17 protein-coding genes are annotated in these 17945 nt (G+C 62.6%); 12 read left to right on the top strand and 5 right to left on the bottom strand.

Annotation, left to right across the window (positions count from 1 at the left end; genetic code table 11):
• Positions 1-167 precede the first annotated feature (167 nt).
• The 5 genes from RA302_RS24650 (at position 168) to RA302_RS24630 (ending at position 5121) form a co-directional block, all read left to right on the top strand.
• A complete protein-coding gene (locus RA302_RS24650) occupies positions 168-1067 on the top strand; it encodes a LysR family transcriptional regulator (RefSeq protein ID WP_007732639.1) in 900 nt (299 codons plus the stop codon).
• 84 nt (positions 1068-1151) lie between these two features.
• Positions 1152-2183: a hypothetical protein gene (locus RA302_RS24645; protein ID WP_030537004.1), complete on the top strand. Its 1032-nt coding sequence runs from the start codon at positions 1152-1154 to the stop codon at positions 2181-2183.
• 5 nt (positions 2184-2188) lie between these two features.
• Positions 2189-3175 carry a hypothetical protein gene (locus tag RA302_RS24640; RefSeq protein ID WP_030537005.1) on the top strand — a complete coding sequence of 329 codons (987 nt, stop codon included), beginning with the start codon at positions 2189-2191 and terminating at the stop codon, positions 3173-3175.
• A 12-nt stretch (positions 3176-3187) separates the two neighbouring features.
• Positions 3188-4474, top strand: coding sequence for an adenylosuccinate synthetase (locus RA302_RS24635; RefSeq protein WP_080712765.1), 1287 nt, complete (start codon positions 3188-3190; stop codon positions 4472-4474).
• Positions 4471-5121, top strand: coding sequence for an NUDIX hydrolase (locus RA302_RS24630; RefSeq protein ID WP_020909123.1), 651 nt, complete (start codon positions 4471-4473; stop codon positions 5119-5121). The genes RA302_RS24635 and RA302_RS24630 overlap by 4 nt, the downstream gene beginning before the upstream one ends.
• 6 nt (positions 5122-5127) lie before the next feature.
• On the opposite strand, the gene hppD is transcribed toward RA302_RS24630, so the two are convergent.
• On the bottom strand, positions 5128-6333 hold the full coding sequence (gene hppD, locus RA302_RS24625) for a 4-hydroxyphenylpyruvate dioxygenase (protein ID WP_030537007.1): 1206 nt from the start codon (positions 6331-6333) through the stop codon (positions 5128-5130).
• 195 nt (positions 6334-6528) lie between these two features.
• Here hppD and RA302_RS24620 point away from each other — a divergent pair, with 195 nt between their 5' ends.
• Positions 6529-7041: an Lrp/AsnC family transcriptional regulator gene (locus tag RA302_RS24620; RefSeq protein WP_003939810.1), complete on the top strand. Its 513-nt coding sequence runs from the start codon at positions 6529-6531 to the stop codon at positions 7039-7041.
• On the opposite strand, the gene RA302_RS24615 is transcribed toward RA302_RS24620, so the two are convergent.
• Positions 7029-8573 carry an MFS transporter gene (locus RA302_RS24615; RefSeq protein ID WP_030537008.1) on the bottom strand — a complete coding sequence of 515 codons (1545 nt, stop codon included), beginning with the start codon at positions 8571-8573 and terminating at the stop codon, positions 7029-7031. The two genes, RA302_RS24620 and RA302_RS24615, sit on opposite strands and share 13 nt — an antisense overlap.
• Before the next feature lie 56 nt (positions 8574-8629).
• Here RA302_RS24615 and RA302_RS24610 point away from each other — a divergent pair, with 56 nt between their 5' ends.
• Positions 8630-9280 (top strand): TetR/AcrR family transcriptional regulator, encoded by a 651-nt coding sequence (locus RA302_RS24610; protein ID WP_030537009.1) that lies wholly within the window; start codon positions 8630-8632, stop codon positions 9278-9280.
• 4 nt (positions 9281-9284) lie between these two features.
• Here the strand turns inward: RA302_RS24610 and RA302_RS24605 are convergent, their stop codons facing one another.
• On the bottom strand, positions 9285-10277 hold the full coding sequence (locus tag RA302_RS24605) for an adenylate/guanylate cyclase domain-containing protein (protein WP_208690623.1): 993 nt from the start codon (positions 10275-10277) through the stop codon (positions 9285-9287).
• Between the two features lie 314 nt (positions 10278-10591).
• Here RA302_RS24605 and RA302_RS24600 point away from each other — a divergent pair, with 314 nt between their 5' ends.
• Both RA302_RS24600 and RA302_RS24595 read left to right on the top strand, forming a co-directional pair.
• Positions 10592-11311: a DUF6319 family protein gene (locus tag RA302_RS24600; protein ID WP_030537011.1), complete on the top strand. Its 720-nt coding sequence runs from the start codon at positions 10592-10594 to the stop codon at positions 11309-11311.
• Positions 11312-11385: 74 nt separating this feature from the next.
• A complete protein-coding gene (locus tag RA302_RS24595) occupies positions 11386-12042 on the top strand; it encodes a S1 family peptidase (RefSeq protein WP_007732621.1) in 657 nt (218 codons plus the stop codon).
• Positions 12043-12055: 13 nt separating this feature from the next.
• Here the strand turns inward: RA302_RS24595 and ilvD are convergent, their stop codons facing one another.
• Positions 12056-13750 carry a dihydroxy-acid dehydratase gene (gene ilvD / locus RA302_RS24590; protein ID WP_003940201.1) on the bottom strand — a complete coding sequence of 565 codons (1695 nt, stop codon included), beginning with the start codon at positions 13748-13750 and terminating at the stop codon, positions 12056-12058.
• 142 nt (positions 13751-13892) lie between these two features.
• On the opposite strand from ilvD, the gene RA302_RS24585 reads away from it, so the two are divergent.
• The 3 genes from RA302_RS24585 (at position 13893) to RA302_RS24575 (ending at position 17297) form a co-directional block, all read left to right on the top strand.
• Positions 13893-14234: a hypothetical protein gene (locus RA302_RS24585; protein WP_003940142.1), complete on the top strand. Its 342-nt coding sequence runs from the start codon at positions 13893-13895 to the stop codon at positions 14232-14234.
• 103 nt (positions 14235-14337) lie between these two features.
• Positions 14338-16026 (top strand): alkaline phosphatase D family protein, encoded by a 1689-nt coding sequence (locus tag RA302_RS24580; protein WP_003939836.1) that lies wholly within the window; start codon positions 14338-14340, stop codon positions 16024-16026.
• Positions 16023-17297: an alkaline phosphatase family protein gene (locus tag RA302_RS24575; protein ID WP_007732611.1), complete on the top strand. Its 1275-nt coding sequence runs from the start codon at positions 16023-16025 to the stop codon at positions 17295-17297. Before RA302_RS24580 ends, RA302_RS24575 begins: the two co-directional genes overlap by 4 nt.
• Here RA302_RS24575 and RA302_RS24570 read toward each other — a convergent pair.
• Positions 17294-17851: a TIGR03086 family metal-binding protein gene (locus RA302_RS24570; protein ID WP_007732609.1), complete on the bottom strand. Its 558-nt coding sequence runs from the start codon at positions 17849-17851 to the stop codon at positions 17294-17296. The two genes, RA302_RS24575 and RA302_RS24570, sit on opposite strands and share 4 nt — an antisense overlap.
• Positions 17852-17945 lie beyond the last annotated feature (94 nt).

Raw genomic sequence — 17945 nt, 5'->3', positions numbered from 1 at the left:
TTCGGCGGGCTGTCCGGATCTGCGACAACTGTGACCTGACGTGGCATTCGCTGTACATGTAGAACTTCGTTCGACAATTGCCGGTTTGCTTAACTCCGCTGTTCAGATACCGTGATGGTCATCACTTTGCTGGCGAACAGCGGCCTAAGACAACCGAATGGACGGTAATGAAAAAGGCGAGAAGAGGTGAAGATCTGAATCTGCGGTTGGTGTCCTCGTTGCTCGTCGTCGTGGCGGAAGGGCACTTCGGCCGAGCGGCAGACCGGTTGTTCGTCACGGCGCCTGCTCTCAGTCAGCAGATTCGTCGACTCGAGGAACAGGTGGGTGTCGAGTTGGTTGATCGCAGTTCGCACCCGGTGGTGCTCACCGCCGCGGGTGAGGTGTTCGTCGCGGATGCGCGGCCCGCTCTCGAGTTCGCCGTTCGCGCGATGAACGGGCTCGACGCACTCGAGCGTCGGCGGGCCAGGCGGTTGCGGATCGGATTCATCAACGGGGCGGCCGGAAGTTTGGGACGTGCGGTGATCGATTCGTTGCATGCGGAGGTGGAGCTGGTCCAATTGGACTGGTCCCAACAGGTTTCCGCGGTGGCGAGCGCGACCGTCGATGCCGCCTTCGTGCGCCCTCCACTGCCGGTGCTCGACGGTGTGGTGCTCGAACGGATCGGCGTCGAACCGCGGGTGGTGGCCCTGCCTCGAGGACACCGACTGGCGGGCCGTACGAGTATCGAGATTTCTGAAATAGATGGGACTGTGCAGGTTTCGAGTGACGGTGCGCCACCCGAATGGGTGAAATGGTGGTCGGTGGACCCGCGCCCGAGTGGTGTACCCGTCCGGTACGGTCCCTCTGTCCGCACGATGGACGAAGCGCTCGAGGTTGTCGCCAACGGTCGGGCGGTGGTGATAACGGCAGCAACCATTGCCGAGTACTACACCCGCTCGGATATCAGTTTCGTGCGCATTTCCGACATCGAGCAGTGTTCGATCGATCTGTGTACCCGCGAGGGCGACAGCAGTCTGGCAGTGATCGAGCTACGCAAAGCTGTTTCAGCCCTCGGTACCGCCAGGTGATTGCCGTGTCCTGATGTGATGCGCATGTACTCGGATGAAATACGCATTCTTGCCGTCTTCGTTTTAGTCAGATAGACTAAAACTATGAAAACGATCAGCACGGCACTTGAAATCGTCGAGGCAGCACGAGTTTCGGCCGATGTGTTCGGGGGAGACTCCAGCGATCTCGACACCCGTCGCGCTGCAAAGCGTCGTTTTCATCGGCTCGCCTCCGCCATTCATCCGGACCGGGCGAAGCCCGAAGATCGGGTGCGATACTCGGCCGCGACATCTCGGTTGAACGAGCTATACCGCAGTTGGACAGCGGAGTTCGAGCCGGCAGATTCTCGGCCCGTTTATGTCGGCGAGCGGGGCGAGTACACGTTGGGTGGACTGGTAGCGCGCGGCTCGGTCGCTAACCTGTACCGGTCCGATGCCGGTGTCGTACTGAAGATTCCGCGAGACCCTCGGGCGAACTCGATGATCGAGGCCGAACGGAATGTGTTGACGGACATCGAGAATTCGTGCGAAGCCGGTTGGGCAGTCTCGTACTTCCCGCGATTGATCGATCAAATCACCCATGTGGGCAGCGGCACGAGACGTCAGATCGATGTGTTGGACGATCTGACCGAAGGTTTTGTGAGTCTCGCCGACGTCCGTGAGGCGTATCCAGGTGGCCTCGATCCACGGGACTGGGCGTGGATGCACCGACGGCTACTTCGGGCTCTGGCAGCAGCGCATGCGACTGGTTGGGTGCACACGGCGATTACCGCGGAGAACGTGCTGATCGAGCCTGATCGGCACGGGGTGGTGCTGGTCGGCTGGTCCTTTGCCACCCGTACGGGCAGCCGCCCGGTGGCGACGATCGGTTCCGATCGTGATTCGTACCCACCGGAACTCGGCGAAGGAGCGTCTCCGGCCTGGGACGTCTACATGGCTCATCATTTGATGCTCCGAATGCTGGGCGAGCAGACCCACGAACGGATGAAGGCGTTTGCCGACGGCAGCATGCAGGACAACCCGAGATTGCGTCCCGACGCGGTCGACCTACTGGGTGAGTTCGACGAACTCCTCGATCTTCTCTATGGCCAGCGGACATTTCGTCCGTTCGCAGTTCCATCCACGAAAGGACAGTGATTGTCATGGGCTACGGATACTGGGACGACAACACCTATTTGGCGGGCAAGACTTTTCGTGCCGCACGCGGTGTCGACGATTTCGGTTACACCGATTCGCTTCGGTCGCGTCCGCGAAGCAGTTGGAAAGCGGACCCGACCCTCGACCCCTTCGGCGTCGACAAGCGTGAATGCCGAGACTCGGCCGGGCACCCCGATTCTCTCCCGATAGCAGTGCTTTTCGATGTCACCGGCTCGATGGGCGCTGTTCCGCGAATCATGCAGGACAAGCTCGGAAAGCTGCACGGGCTGCTGCAACGCAAGGGATACGCGGATGATCCGCAGATTCTGTTCGGTGGTATCGGCGACGCCGATTCCGATCAGGTGCCACTACAAGTCGGTCAGTTCGAGTCGGGTAACGCGATGGACGAGCAGCTTCGGACGATCTTCCTCGAGGGCAACGGTGGCGGACAGAAGTCGGAAAGCTATGAATTGGCAGCATATTTCATGGCGCGCCACACCAGTACGGATGCCTGGGAGAAGCGCGGAAGGAAAGGCTACCTCTTCATCATCGGCGACGAGCTGAACAAGCCGCGGCTCTCGGCTCGTCACATCCGTTCGGTGATCGGGGACAAGGTACGTCAGGACGTATCGGTCTCGTCGATCTACCGTGAACTCGAAGAAAGATGGAATGTCTACTTCGTTCTGCCAGATCAGTCGTCGTACTTCAACGATCCGGAAATCGCGGATCACTGGAAGAAGTTGCTCGGTGAACGCTTCGTCAAACTCGACGACCCCGCTGCGGTGTGCGAACTGATCGCGCTGACGGTCGGAATCGGCGAGGACCGCATCGACCTGCGTGACGGACTGGCGGATCTCCGCGACATCGGTTCAAGAGCTGAAGCCGAGACCGTCGGCAAGGCTCTCGCTCTAATTCCAGGGCGCAGCACCGCGACGGTGGCCGGGTTGCCCCACGATCTCGGAACCGATACGGACGATGTCGATTTCGCATAGAAGGAGAGCATGATGGAGCCGTTTGAAGACCGCGATATCGTCGTCGTAGACCTCGGGTTCGGAGATGCGGGGAAGGGAGCAACCGTCGATTGGCTTTGCTCCGACCAAGCCGATTTGGGTGTGGCCGCAGTGGTCCGGTTCAACGGTGGGGCACAGGCAGCGCACAACGTGACGGTCGGCGAGCGCCACCACACGTTTTCGCAGTTCGGTTCGGGAACGCTGTCCGGCGTCCCGACGTTTCTCTCGAGATTCGTGTTGGTCGAGCCCATCGCGCTCGCCCGGGAGGCGCGTGCTCTGGAAGCGCTCGGAGTTCGAAATCCGTTCGATTTGATACGGATCGACGCGCGCGCATTGTTGACGACGCCGATTCACGTGGCCGCCAACAGGGCTCGTGAGGATGCTCGCGGCGGTAACCGACACGGCTCGTGCGGCAAGGGGATCGGTGAGACCGCGGCGTATGCGCTCGAAGTTGCGAATGCGCCTACGGTGGGAGACTGCCGGCGACCTGACTCCTTGCGTCGTAAGTTGTCGACGATGGCCACATTTTACGGACCGTTGATCGCGGAGAGTCGCCACGGTTTTCCGCCGATCGACGACATGGTCGACATGTACGCGGAATTCGGTGCCGTCGTGGACATCGCCGACCCGGATGCGCTGGGCGCGTTGGGTGCCCGTGGTCGTCTGGTATTCGAGGGGGCACAAGGTGTCCTTCTCGACGAGTGGCGGGGGTTTCACCCACACACCACGTGGTCGACGGTCGAACCGTCCAACGCGCGAGCGATGATCGACGAGTTGGGCCGGGACAGTTACGTACTCGGCGTCACCCGCACGTACATGACACGACACGGAGCTGGGCCCTTCCCGACGGAGGATCCGGAGCTGGCGAAGGTGTTGCCCGAGCTGCACAACGGGACGGGTGAGTATCAAGGCGGATTCCGGATGGGCCACCTCGACGAGTTGTTGTTGCACTACGCAATCGAGGTGAGCGGTGGCGTCGACGGTTTGGCGCTTACTCATCTCGACGCGATGGATCGCGCGCGGGCTGCAGGCGTCCCGATCCACGGGGTGCACGCGTACGAAGGATTGCCGTTCGTTCCGGTCGGAGAGTGGAAGGATCTCGATCACCAGCAGGCGCTGACAGATTCCCTGAAAGCCGTAGGGGTCGTGCCGAAGGAACTTCCGGCCGACCCGGAGGATTTCGCCCGGTATCTGAGCGAGGAAATGGGTGCGCCGGTAGTGCTGACCGCGAACGGTGCCGACCGGGTCGATCGTCAGATGCGATGCCCAGTGCCTGCATGATGGACGGTGTGGACCAGTCACTTGTCTCGATCGATGTCATCGCGCTCCGGTTCGGCAATCCGGAACCCGGGATGTTGCGATTTGCCGTCACTCCGCGGCAAGCGGAGCCGTACACCGGGCAGTTGGCGCTGCCCGGTGTACTGCTGGGCGCCGGTGAGCGGTTGCAGGACGCCGCCAGGCGAGCCGTGACCACCAAGCTCGGAATTCCCGACGAGAAGATCCTCGTCAGCGGTCAATTGACCGTGTTCGACGAACCCAATCGAGACCCCCGCGGTCCGACGCTCTCGGTGACCATGTGGGCAGTGATCTCGTCGGACGAGGTGCCGGGTTCGGCCGAATGGGTGAGCTGGGACAACCCGGGGGACCTTGCGTTCGACCACAATCGGATAGTCGCCGATACCCGCCCGATCCTTGCTGACACCCTGTTGTGGCGAGATCAGGCATTCACGCGGGCACTACTGGGTCCGTCGTTTCCGGCGTCGTACGCGCTGGCCGTGGCGGAGGAGCTTTCCGGTGTGCGTCCGGACCCGGGCAATTTGAACCGGACGCTCAAAGCGTTGCCAGGGCTGGAACGTACGGACGAACGAGTCCGGGTCAGTGCCACCGGGCGACCCGCGGTGGTCTGGGCGTGGACCGAAAACAGCTGACCTACTTCAGAAGTTGCCCCGCGCGGCCTGCTCACGCTCGATCGCTTCGAACAGGGCTTTGAAGTTTCCCAGTCCGAATCCCAGTGAGCCGTGGCGTTCGATGATCTCGAAGAACACGGTGGGACGATCTCCGATCGGCTTGGTGAAGATCTGAAGAAGATAGCCGTCCTCGTCGCGGTCGACGAGGATGCCTCGCTTCTGCAATTCCTCGATCGGAACTCGAACCTCTCCGATACGCGCGCGCAATTCGGGATCCTCGTAATACGAAGCCGGAGTAGAGAGAAACTCGATTCCTTCGTCGACCAGAGCATCGACTGCTCCGAGGATGTCGTTGGTCGCAAGCGCGAGATGCTGAGCGCCGGGACCTTGATAGAACTCGAGGTACTCGTCGATCTGTGACCGCTTCTTCGCGATGGCAGGTTCGTTAAGTGGGAACTTGACTCGGTGATTGCCGCTCGAGACGACCTTGCTCATCAGCGCGGAGTAGTCGGTGGCTATGTCGCCGCCCACGAACTCGGCCATGTTGGTGAATCCCATGACCCGGTTGTAGAAGTCGACCCACTGGTCCATCTTGCCGAGTTCGACGTTGCCGACGACGTGGTCGAGGGCCTGGAAGATGCGCTCGGGCGCGCCGTCACGCTTGCGGTACGACGACGTCCGTTCGACGTATCCGGGAAGGTAAGGGCCGGTGTAGCGGGAACGGTCGACGAGGGTGTGCCGAGTCTCGCCGTACGTCGCGATGCTGGCCAGGCGAACGGTGCCGTGCTCGTCGGTGACGTCGTGCGGTTCGCTCAACACCGTCGCGCCTTGGGTGATGGCGTGTGCGATGCACTTGTCCACGTCAGGGACGCTGAGCGCGATGTCGCGGATACCGTCGCCGTGACGGCTGTGATGTTCGATCAGCGGACTTGCCGGATCCACAGCACCTTTGACGACAAACCGCACGGCCCCGCTTTTGAGTACAAACGCGTGGTGGTCGCGGTTTCCCGTCGACGGGCCTGAATAGGCCACCAATTCCATGCCGAACGCAGACTGGAAGAAATGTGAAGTCTGCGTGGCATTTCCGACGATCCATTCGAGGCCGTCCCAACCGCTCACGGGGAAGGGATCGTGATCGCTGTCGTACTCGACCAGTCCGACCAGCTGGCGTAATTGCTCCAGATCCAGGCCGGCCAACTGTTCGTCGTCGGTGAGAGTCTGTTCGACGGTCATGGTGAGTCCCCTCTGAGTGCGATGTACACAGCGCGGTGCTCGAGTTATGTTCGGCACTGCCAGTACAAACAGATAAGTCCTTCAGAGGTTGGGTAGTCAACGGAGGTAGTTGAAAGTAGACACAGCGCCGGAATGCGAAGATGGTGGCACTGTTTTGTAGGCAATTTGCATAGTTGAACGACGAGTGGAGCAGACGTGAATCTCGACGCAGTGGATCTGGCTCTGTTGGACGCGATGAACAAGCACCCGAGAGCCGGTGCGTTGGAGCTTTCGCGTCAGGTCAAGGTTGCGCGGGCGACAGTGCAGGCGAGATTGAAAAGGATGGAAGATGCGGGCGTCATCGCCGGATACGCGCCGCACATCAATTTGGCTGCAGCGGGTTTCGGAGTACAGGCATTCGTGACTTTGCAGATCGCCCAGGGGGCGCTCGACACCGTCACAGCGGAACTCGAGGCAATCCCCGGTGTGCTCGAAGCCTTTGCCACCACCGGCTCCGGCGACGTGCTGTGCCGGATTGCCGCTGCGTCGCACGAGGATTTGCAAGCGACGCTGCTCGAACTGAATCGGTCGGGGATAGCCACCCGGTCGACCAGCGTCATGGTTCTCTCGGTTGTGGTGCCACTCCGGTCGATGCCCCTCCTGCAGACTCTGCAGTCGGAGCAGACGACCAAGGCCCCGGCGTACCGACGAGGCGGTCAGTCTCGCTGACGACCCGGAGCCCAGAATCCCAGAACGATCGCGGATACCCACATGATCGAAGCGAGCGTGAGTGCTCCTTGATCCATGCCTTTGATGAAGGCTTCACGGGCGAATTCGGCCAACTGGGCACCCTGCGGCCCGGCTGCTTCGGCGACGTGGAGAGCGGCGGCCAGAGAACCGGATACCGGCTCCTTGGCCGGTTCGGGTAGCAAGTCGACCGCGGGCTGGACGTGATTTCCGTAGCCGGCGGCGAGGATACTTCCCGCCAGTGCAACGCCGATGGCGGAGCCGATCTCACGGGTTGCGTCGTTGACTGCTGAGGCAACCCCCTGTTTGGAGTCCGGTGCGTTGGAGACGATGGCAGCAGTGGCGGGGGTTGTCGACAAACCCAATCCAATGGCGGCCACTACCAAGGGAACACAGACTTCGGCATAGGTCGAACTGGCATCCAAGCGCGTCAGGAGTGCAATTCCGGTTCCGAGGAAGGCAACCCCGGTGGCGGTGAGAGCGCGAAGGCCGATACGCGGAATCAGTAGGGGAGCAACCACGGACAGCGCCATCACCGGCACAGCGATCGGCATCAGGGCGAGCGCCGATTGCAGGGGGGAGTAGTCGAGCACCAGTTGGAGATACTGCACGATCAGGAAGAACAAGCCGAAAGTCGCCAGGAATTGCAGGGTCAGTGACGCTGCGCCGCTGCCGAATGCGCGATTGGCGAACAGTCTCACGTCCAGAAGTGGATGGCGAGTACGTAATTCGACCCAGCTGAATACCGCGGCCATGGCAATTCCGCCGACCAGCAACGCGAGAACTACCGGATCGAGCCAACCACGGGCCGGCGCCTCGATCATCCCGAGGACGAACAGCCCGATCGAGCCGGCGATCAGCGCTGTACCAGGTAGATCGAGTGGAGTTGCCTCCGTGTCCTTCGACGTCACGATCGTGAACGACACCACGAGGATGAGAACTGAGACGACGGCCAGGCTGACGAATATCGAATGCCACGACCATTTTTCGAGGAGCAACCCGGAGACGACAAGTCCGGCGATTGCACCGGACCCTGCGACGCCGGACCAGACTCCGACGGCGCGGGCACGCTGCGTCGGCGGGAAACCTGCAGTGAGTAGAGACAGCGTCGCCGGCATGACAAATGCGGCGCCGACGCCGGAGATCACGCGGGAGACGATGATCCACGACGGTTCGTCCGCGAAGACCGGAATCGACGAGCCGGCAGCAAAAACGAGTAGTCCGAACATGAGCAGTTCTCGTCGACCGTATCGATCGCCGAGTGCGCCCGCCGGCAACAAGAGACAAGCCAGCGTGAGCGTGTACCCGTCCACGATCCACGTGAGCTGGCTCTGTGTTGCACCGGTATCGCGGGCCAAGTCGGGAAGGGCCGTGTTGAGAGCGGCCATCGCTGCGACGACCAGCGCGACGGCGCAGCACGCGACCGTCAGCATCCAGATCTGTCGGATGGTCCACGTGGACTGTTCGAGCGTCGTATCGCTACTCACGAAACCTCCCGATAGAAACAAGACCATCAGTATCGTTACAAGAACAGCAGTTCCACAACCCCCAAGTGGGTATAACTGAAGTTGTGACGGTGGGAATCGACAAGCAGGGAATCGAACAGCAGGGAAACGACGAGGACCCGCGCAAACAGCGTTCCAGGTCCAGGTTGCTCGACGCAGCGACCACGCTGCTGGCAGAAGGCGGCGTCGACGCCGTGACGATCGATGCCGTCACCAAGTTGGCCAACGTCGCGCGTGCGACGCTGTACCGCCATTTCGACAGCGGCACGGAGTTACTCGCCGCGGCATTTGCACGTCTACTGCCGCCGGTGCCGGAGATGTCCGGTGAAGGCGATCTCCGCGCGCAGTTGCTCGAGTTGTTGACCAGTCAGGCCAAGGCCATCGAAAGCGCACCGATCCAGGTGACGGCGATGTGCTGGCTCGGCTTGGGGCCGGAACTGAAGGGTTATTCGAGCGTCGATGCTCTGTCCACGGACAAGCCCGAATTGCGATCGCTGCGCCAGACGGTTTTCGAGCAGTACCGACACGCGTTCGATCGGATCCTGCGCTCGCCGGACGCGATCGACGCGTTGGGGGAGTACGACTACGACGTCGCACTTGCTCAGTTGGTCGGACCTTTGGTGCTCACCAAGCTGGCCACGCTGACGCCTCTCGGGGAGGCTGCGTGTGAGCAGATCGTGGACGACTTTCTGGCTGCACGCGGAGTGTCGAGCTGAGAGCTCACGGCTCCAGATTGCGGCGTAGCACGTACTGCTCGAGCCTGTCGATGCCGCGCACTCGTCGCGGACGTAGGTGCCGCAGTTTGAAATTGGCGTCCGAGCCGAGTTGGGTGGCCAACTCGGAGTCGATCAGCACGGTGCCGGGACGAGCAGAGCTGGTGAGGCGCGCGGCCTTGTTGACCACCGAACCGTAGAGATCTCCGAAGCGAACCAACGTCGGCCCCATGGCCAGGCCCACCCGAAGCTGCGGATCGTCGTGATCGGCGAGGACCGCCTGCTGGATCTGCAAAGCGATCTCGGCTGCGTGATGAGGACTCTCGGCGGCAAACATGACCTCGTCACCGACGGTCTTGACCACCCAGCCGTAGTTGCGACCGATGATTTCGGTGGACGCGGACTCGAACCGCTCGAGCAGATCGTTGAGTTCGGCGGAGTCGAGGCCGCGGGTCAGCGAGGTGTACCCGACGATGTCGGCGAAACCCACGACCAGAACACGACTCGCTACTTCTTCGCCCGGGTTTCCGACGTTGCGGCCCGTCGACGACGCGACGTGGCGCTTCCACACGTACGTCTGCAGAGATTCGACAGCAGGAATGATCTCGGCGCCGAGGCGCAGAACGATCTTCCGGATCGCTTCGGGCTCGTGATCTGCCGAGTCGGCGAGCTGGTCGATGATGTGTGTGCTGATCAGCGAGACCTGCCACTCAGCCAACCTCGACATCGACTGCCCCAGTGAACGGGCGGCAGCCACCTCACTGCTCTGCGAGATGACTCCTCGATTGACCATGTCGATGATCGTCTTGAGGGCGTTGGCGTCTTGCTGGGTGAACATGACGGCGTCGGGATCCTCGTCGACGGCAAAGCCCATCGCGACCCACAAACGATCGGCACGCTCGCGTGTCACACCGGCGAATTCCGCGATCTGCGATTGCGTGAAGCAGCGCGGTCCGCCGAGGAGGGACTCCTCGATGTCGGCTTGAATCCGGCTGAGCAGATGAGCATCGACGTCGACCGGATCAGCAGTGTGAGGTTCGGCAACGTGAGATTCAGCAGGGGCGGGTTCGGTGACCTCGTCGATCCACTCTGACTCCGAACTGCTCACCGTGCTCCTTATTGCCGCAACGAATTTCTGTCCACCATCTTCCACGCGGTGCCCCGAGAACAGTACTGAATTGGCCGAACCGTCTACGGATCCTCGGGCTCAGGCGGGCGGTGAGAGTCAACACGTCGGTGGCTTGTGCAAGAGTTGCCCCGAGAAAAGCACTGTCGATACCGAAATGCACGAGATACTTCTGAAAGGACCTGCGCATGCCACCCCGTAGACGTTCCGGCGCTGCCGCATCAACGCCGGATCACCTCACTGCGGACAATCTGGCAGCGCTCGCCACGGCTGTCGCCGAAGGCAAGCGCGCCACCGTCTATCTGCGCGAGGCGACTCCCAGCTTGGGGATCGAAGCCGGTACCTCGGCGAAAGTCGTGTCGGTGGACGGCAACACCGTGATGATCCGCCCCAAAGGCGTCAACGACGAATTGCCTTTCGAGGCAGAGGAATTGCGCATAAACCGCGTCTCCGCGGCACCGGCCAAACCGGCGCCACGGCCCAAACCAGTTGTGGAGTCCGAGCCCCTGATGGAGCCACTCGTAGAGCCTGTTCGACCGAAGCCGCGTGCGCAGCCTGCACCCGCTCCGGTACCGACTGCCACTGCTGCCCCTGCCGCGACACCTCGTCCGGCCGTCAAGCGTGCGAAGAAACTGCCGGCCGGTATCAGCGTCACCATCCATGCCGGCGCGGACAACGACTGGAGCGTGACGGTCACACAGGGCGCCAAGCGTCCGGGCAAAGCAGTTCCGGTCGCACCCGATGCGGTCGAGCGAGCTGTCCGCGAGTTGGGTGAGCCCACCGCAATCGAGGCTGTCGAGTCCATCATCGTCGCTGCACGGGACATGGCTGCAGCGCGAGTCGACGAGTTGAGTCGTCAGCTCGAGGAGGCACGCAAGATGCTCGAAGCGCTCGGAGCTACCGACTAGAAACGCTGCGTAGGTCCGCACTTTCCGGGGTATGCGTTTTTTGCAGCGGGGAGATTACCGGCGGAGAGATTGTGATGTTGCAGCGAATTGTTTCGGCTCTGGCAGCGTTGGTCTTGGCACTCGGACTCGGGTTCATCGTCAGCAGCAACGCTGTTGCTGCACCCACGCCCATGGGTGGTGGTTCGGGCATCATCATCGACAATCAGCTGGTCTGTACGTTGACCACTATCGGTCACGACAACGGCGGCAGACTCGTAGGTATCACCGCAGGTCACTGCGGTGGTCCTGGATCGTTCGTGATCCCGGAAAGCAACGAGGACGCAGGCGTGGTCGGCACGTTCGTCGAGTCGAACCCGGACCTGGACTACGGGGTCATCCAGTTCGATCCGGGCAAGGTCACACCAGTTCGAACGGTGGGCGCGGCAACCATCACCTCGATCGGCGCTCCAGCCAGCTTCCCGGCTACAGCCTGCAAGGAAGGCCGTACGACGGGCACGACCTGCGGCGTCGTCTGGGGAGACCTGAGCGCCGACGCATCCACCTGGACTCAGATCTGCGTCGACCACGGTGATTCGGGAGCCCCGGTCACGGTCGGGACGACGCTGGTCGCGATGGTCAACGCCTACCTCTGGGTGCCGTGCCTGGGGCCGGAACTCGGCACCAACATGACCTCCATCGTGGACACGATCAATGCCCACGGAGGTGTCGGCGCCGGGTACCGGCCGATCTAGCGGCGGGCTGGGATCAGCCGCACACTGCTCCACCCGAGGCTGATCCCACGAGCTTGGAGTACTTGGCCAACACACCACGTGTGTAGCGAGGCGGCAACGGCTCCCAGCCCTTCTTGCGGGCTTCCAATTCGGAGTCGTCGACCAACAATTCGAGTTGTCCGGTACCCACGTCGAGCCGGATCTGATCGCCGTCGCGAACGAACGCGATGGGACCGCCGTCGACGGCCTCGGGCGCAACGTGTCCGACACACAGGCCGGTGGTGCCGCCCGAGAATCGTCCGTCCGTCAGCAGCAGGACGTCCTTGCCGAGACCCGCGCCCTTGATCGCGCCCGTGATGGCCAGCATCTCGCGCATGCCGGGACCACCCTTCGGGCCTTCGTAGCGGATGACGACAACGTCACCGCCGGTGATGGTGCCGTCCTCGAGAGCATCCATCGCGGCGCGCTCGCGTTCGAAAACCCGTGCAGTGCCGACGAATACATCAGACTCGAATCCTGCCGACTTGACCACCGCGCCGCCGGGCGCGAGTGACCCCTTCAAGATCGTGATGCCTCCGGTGGGGTGAATGGGCTTGTTCATCGCCCGCAGGACCTTGCCGTCGGGATCGGGCGGGGTGATGTGCGCGAGATTCTCCGCCACGGTCTTACCGGTGACGGTCAGGCAATCTCCGTGCATGAGTCCCGCGTCGAGCAATGCCTTCATGATCACGGGGACGCCGCCGATACGGTCGACGTCCGTCATGACGTGCTTTCCGAAAGGCTTGACGTCGGCGAGGTGCGGGACCTTCGCGCCGACGCGAGCGAAGTCGTCGAGCGTCAGCGGGACGTACGCTTCGTGCGCGATCGCGAGGAGATGGAGCACCGCATTGGTGGATCCGCCGAATGCCATGACGACTGCAATGGCGTTCTCGAATGCTTCCTTGGTGAGGATGTCCCTGGCGGTGATGCCTCGACGCAGGAGCTCGACAACGGCTTTGCCGCTCTCGCGGGCGAAGCCGTCGCGGCGACGATCCGGTGCGGGCGGTGAAGCGCTGCCGGGCAGCGACATTCCCATGGCCTCGGCGGCGCTGGCCATCGTGTTTGCCGTGTACATGCCGCCGCACGCGCCTTCGCCCGGGCAGATCGCCCGTTCGATGGTGTCGACGTCGGCGCGGCTCATCAGCCCACGCGAGCAGGCGCCAACCGCCTCGAACGCGTCGATGACGGTGACTTCCCGCTCACTGCCGTCGGAAAGTTTGGCGACGCCGGGGAGGGTGGAGCCGGCGTAGAGGAACACGCTGGCGAGGTCGAGGCGGGCCGCCGCCATCATCATGCCGGGCAACGACTTGTCGCAGCCGGCGAGAAGGACCGATCCGTCGAGACGCTCGGCCTGCATGACGGTCTCGACGCTGTCCGCGATCACTTCACGGGAGACGAGGGAGAAGTGCATGCCCTCGTGCCCCATCGAAATGCCGTCGGAGACGGAGATAGTGCCGAATTCGAGAGGGAACCCGCCGGCTTCCCGTACGCCCTCCTTGACGGCCTTGGCCAGGCGATCGAGGGACAGGTTGCATGGCGTGATTTCGTTCCAGGACGAGGCGACGCCGATCTGCGACTTGACCCAGTCGTCGTCGCCCATTCCTACTGCACGCAACATGCCGCGCGCTGCGGTCTTTTCGAGTCCGTCGGTGACGTCACGACTTCTGGGCTTGATGTCGGGTTCGGTCATTTTCCAAGCATAGGCGTCAGCGGGGTGTGTTTCCGGCAGACGAGCGACTCGACTTGCCGACAAACGCCGTCCGTCGTGAATAGACTCGTCGCATCGCAGTTGGGGCTGAGTGTGCAGGTGATTGACGTACAGGGGGATTCACGTGGAGTCGGAACTGACTTCGGCTTTCGGATTTGCAGTTCTGGCCGCCTTCTTGACCGGTAGTGGTGTCTTCCTGGTCGTTCTGACGGTTCTGCACGAGATTGCCCGGTGGAAGGGCCGCTTCGTATCGGTGTGGGTGACTTTCTTTGCCGCTCTGCTGATACTGCCCATCCTGTTCGGCGCGTTGATCGCAGGTTATTCCGCGTTCTCCGAGGTCGACGGGTCCGAGGCTCTGCTTCCGCCGGCGTTCTGGATCCTGATCGCGGCCGGGGGTGCACTCGGCGGTTACATCGGAGTCAAGGTCGGTGTGGTTCGAGGCTCGGCCCTCGATTACCGGTTGTAATCGGGATCGACTCGATCAAACTTCCAGAGAAGCGCAGGCGAAGCCTGGGTGAACATCCCGAAGCTCTCTTGAACGCCCGTTCAGGTGCGGGTTCACTCCTAGCGTGCACACGAATGCCTTCGATCGAATATCCAGACGTGGCCTGCTGCAGGGATCGGCGGCCCTCGCCGGCGCAGTAGGTCTCGGTGTCGCTTCGGCGAGCCACGCCGGTGCCGAGGTTCCGGGTGGCAGCCCGGGCTTCGCGCACGGCGTGGCATCCGGTGACCCGTTGCCGGATGCGGTGATCATCTGGACCCGCATCACCCCGACGGCAGACGCGACGCCCGGTTCCGGCGTCGGGCCGGCGGTGACTCTCAACTGGCAGGTCGCGACCGATGAGGGGTTCGCGAGCGTCGTTGCGTCCGGAAGTGTTGCTGCTTCGGCGGATTCCGATCACACCGCGAAGGTCGACGTCACCGGACTCGATTCGTCGACGACGTACTGGTACCGATTCACTGCGGGTTCGGCTGTTTCTCCGGTGGGCCGCACCCGCACGGCTCCGTCGAACTCGGCAGATCTCGATCGTCTCCGCTTCGGCGTGGTGTCCTGCTCCAACTGGGAGGCGGGGTATTTCGGTGCCTATCGTCACCTCGCATTCCGCGAAGACCTCGACGCGATCATCCACCTCGGTGACTACATCTACGAGTACGGGCAGGGGGAGTACGGCGCGAGAAACGGATCCGTTCGCCTTCACGAGCCGGCCCACGAGATCATTTCGCTGGCCGACTACCGAATTCGGCACGCGCAGTACAAGACAGACCCGGATCTGGCAGCTCTGCACCTGAAGCTCCCGTTCATCACCACGTGGGACGATCACGAATCGGCCGACAACGCGTACCGGGACGGCGCCGAAAACCACACTCCCGGTGTCGAAGGTGACTGGGCAGATCGAAAGGCCAACTCGGCCAAGGCATATTTCGAGTGGATGCCCGTCCGCCCGTCGGGTAGTGGTTCGAGCGTTCAGCTGTATCGTCGGTTCCGCTTCGGGAATCTGGCCGAGATCTCGATGCTCGATCTGCGTACTTACCGCGACGAGCAACCGACCATGAAACAGGTCGACGATCCGTCGCGCACCATTACCGGACGCGCACAGATGGATTGGTTGACCAACGGAATCGTCACCTCCCCGACGCAGTGGAAGGTCGTCGGCAATCCGGTCATGATCACGCCCTGCGTGTTCCCGCCGCTGGAACCGGCGACCACCGCGGCGTTGACCGAACTGGTGGGTGTGCCGCAGGCCGGTGTCCCGTACAACACGGATCAGTGGGACGGGTACACCGCCGACCGCACCAGGCTTTTCGACGCGATCACCTCGAACGGTGTGGACAACACCGTCTTCATCACCGGTGACATCCACACGTCGTGGGCCTGCGACCTACCGACCAACGCCGCCAACTATCCGGGTGGGCCGACCGTCGGCGCCGAGTTCGTCGTCCCGTCGGTGACGTCGCCCAATATCGACGACATGCTGAAAGTGCCACCGCGCACGGTAACCGTTGCGGCAGAAGAAGCATTCAAGGCCGTGAACCGACACGTGCGGTACGTCGAACTGGATTCGCACGGCTACGGCGTATTCGAAATCGCCCGCGAAGGTACTCAGATGGACTGGTACTACGTCGACGATCTCACCAATCCGCAGAGCAATGCGCACTACGCCGTGAGCTACCGTCTTCCGGCAGGCGCGGGCAGTAGAGTCTCACCCACCTCGGCCGCCCTCGATCAGGCCTCGTACCGACCAGGAGTCGACCAGTGAGTATCGAAGTTTCGCGTCGTAGCGTTCTGATCGGTGGAAGTGTTGTCGCCGGAACGGCATTGCTCGGAACGCCCGCTCGCGCGAGTGTTCCCACCAGCGCCGGAATCCCAGACCTGGACGTGCATGTCATAGTCGTAGACGGCATGCGGCCGGACGAGCTGCGATCGGAGCTCACCCCGACGCTGACCGGGCTTGCGGCCGGCGGTATCCACTACCCGGACGCCAGTGCCATCACGATCGCAGAGACGCTGCCGAACCACACGGCGATGATGACGGGAGTGCTGCCGGCGCGTTCGGGTGTACCCGCCAACTCCGTCTACGATCCGGCCATCGACAAGAAGCGTGACCTCGATCGGCCTTCCGACCTGCAGGCATCGACGGTTCTGGATCGGGTGCGCACCGAACTCGGATTGACCACTGCGAGTGTGCTGTCGAAGCGCTACCTGCACGGGTTGTTCGGTGACCGCGCCTCATTGGTGTGGGATCCGCAGCCGCTCGTTCCCGGTACCGAGCATGCGCCGGACAACTTCACGATCGACGCCTTGATCCGTATCGTCGGCGGGAACTCGCCGCGGCTCTCGTTCACCAACCTCGGTGACGTCGATCGGGTCGGGCACCTGGATCTGTCCGGTCCGTCCATCCGGATCGCTCGCACGGCTGCACTTCAGAACACCGACAACCAGGTTCGCCGCTTCGTCGACTTCCTTCATGACACGGGTCGCTGGAATCGGAGCATTCTGATCGTGTTGGCCGACCACTCCATGGACTGGTCGGAGCCCGCGCGGCTCATCGGCTTGGATCGACCGCTGAACGCGGACCCGTTGCTGGCAGGCAAGATTCGAATCGCCCAGAACGGTGGCGCAGACCTGATCTACTTCATCGGACCCGATGGCGAACGGGCGGAAGCCGTCAGCCGGATTCAGCAGATCGTGGATGGTGTGGACGGCGTCGAATCCAGCCACCTCCCCGCCGAATTCGATCTCGGCACCAATGCCGGTGACGTCGTTGCGTTTTGCGCTCAGGGCTGGCGGTTCAGTGATCCGACTCCACTGTCCAACCCGATTCCCGGCAACCACGGCCACTTCGTGACACTGCCCATTCCGTTCTTCCTCAGCGGCGGACATCCCGCTCTGGACGGTGGACGGAAGATCGACACGCAGGCTCGCACGATCGACGTCGCGCCGACGGTTGCGGCTCTGCTCGGCCTCGGTGCACCTGCCGGCGGCTGGGACGGCGTCGCCCGCACGACGGGTGTGTCGCTGAACGTCTAACGAGGATCGCGACCGGTCAGGGCAATCAGCTTGTCCTGCAACGACGCATCGTCCGGGAGGTCGACGGGATCGGAGAAGAGTCCGCTCTCGGCGAGCATGTCGCGCTGCCCGTCGAGGTCGGACCAGACGGCCTCGACGAGGTCTGGATCGAGCCGCTCGTCTGCTCCGACCGCTCGCGCAAGGTCCCAGGTGTGGATCGTGACGTCCGAGGTCTGCTGGCGCAGATAGGGTTCCACCTTCACCGTGCCGTACGAGAGGTGAACGTGGGCACTGAGGTCCGTCGATTTCCACGCTTTGATTGCGGCATCGGAGTACTTCTGCCATTCGGTCCACAGGTCGTCCCCGACGGGAACGATGTCCGGTGTCGCCTCGCCGACCGTCAGTCCGGCCAGGAGCGGCGGTACCCACTGCTGCTCCTCGATGACGTGGCGGACGAGGTGTTCGACGTGCCAGTCGGAGTCGGGCGTGGGTGCGTTCCAGTCCTCGACCGCAGCGAGTCGTGAACCGAATTCGCGGTGGGCGGTGAGTACGAGTTCGAGCCAATCGAATGCCATCACTCGAGGGTAACCCGATCAGCGTGACGTTAATCGGTGCGTGAGGCTTCGATTCGGTGAAGACTGTCGGGGTTGTCGCTCAGTCGAATCGAGG

Origin of the sequence: Rhodococcus sp. DN22 (genome assembly GCF_036669995.1) — a bacterium.
Taxonomy (GTDB): domain Bacteria; phylum Actinomycetota; class Actinomycetes; order Mycobacteriales; family Mycobacteriaceae; genus Rhodococcus_F; species Rhodococcus_F erythropolis.
Note: the sequence above shows the minus strand (reverse complement) of the source record. Positions and strands in the feature narration are given on the sequence as shown.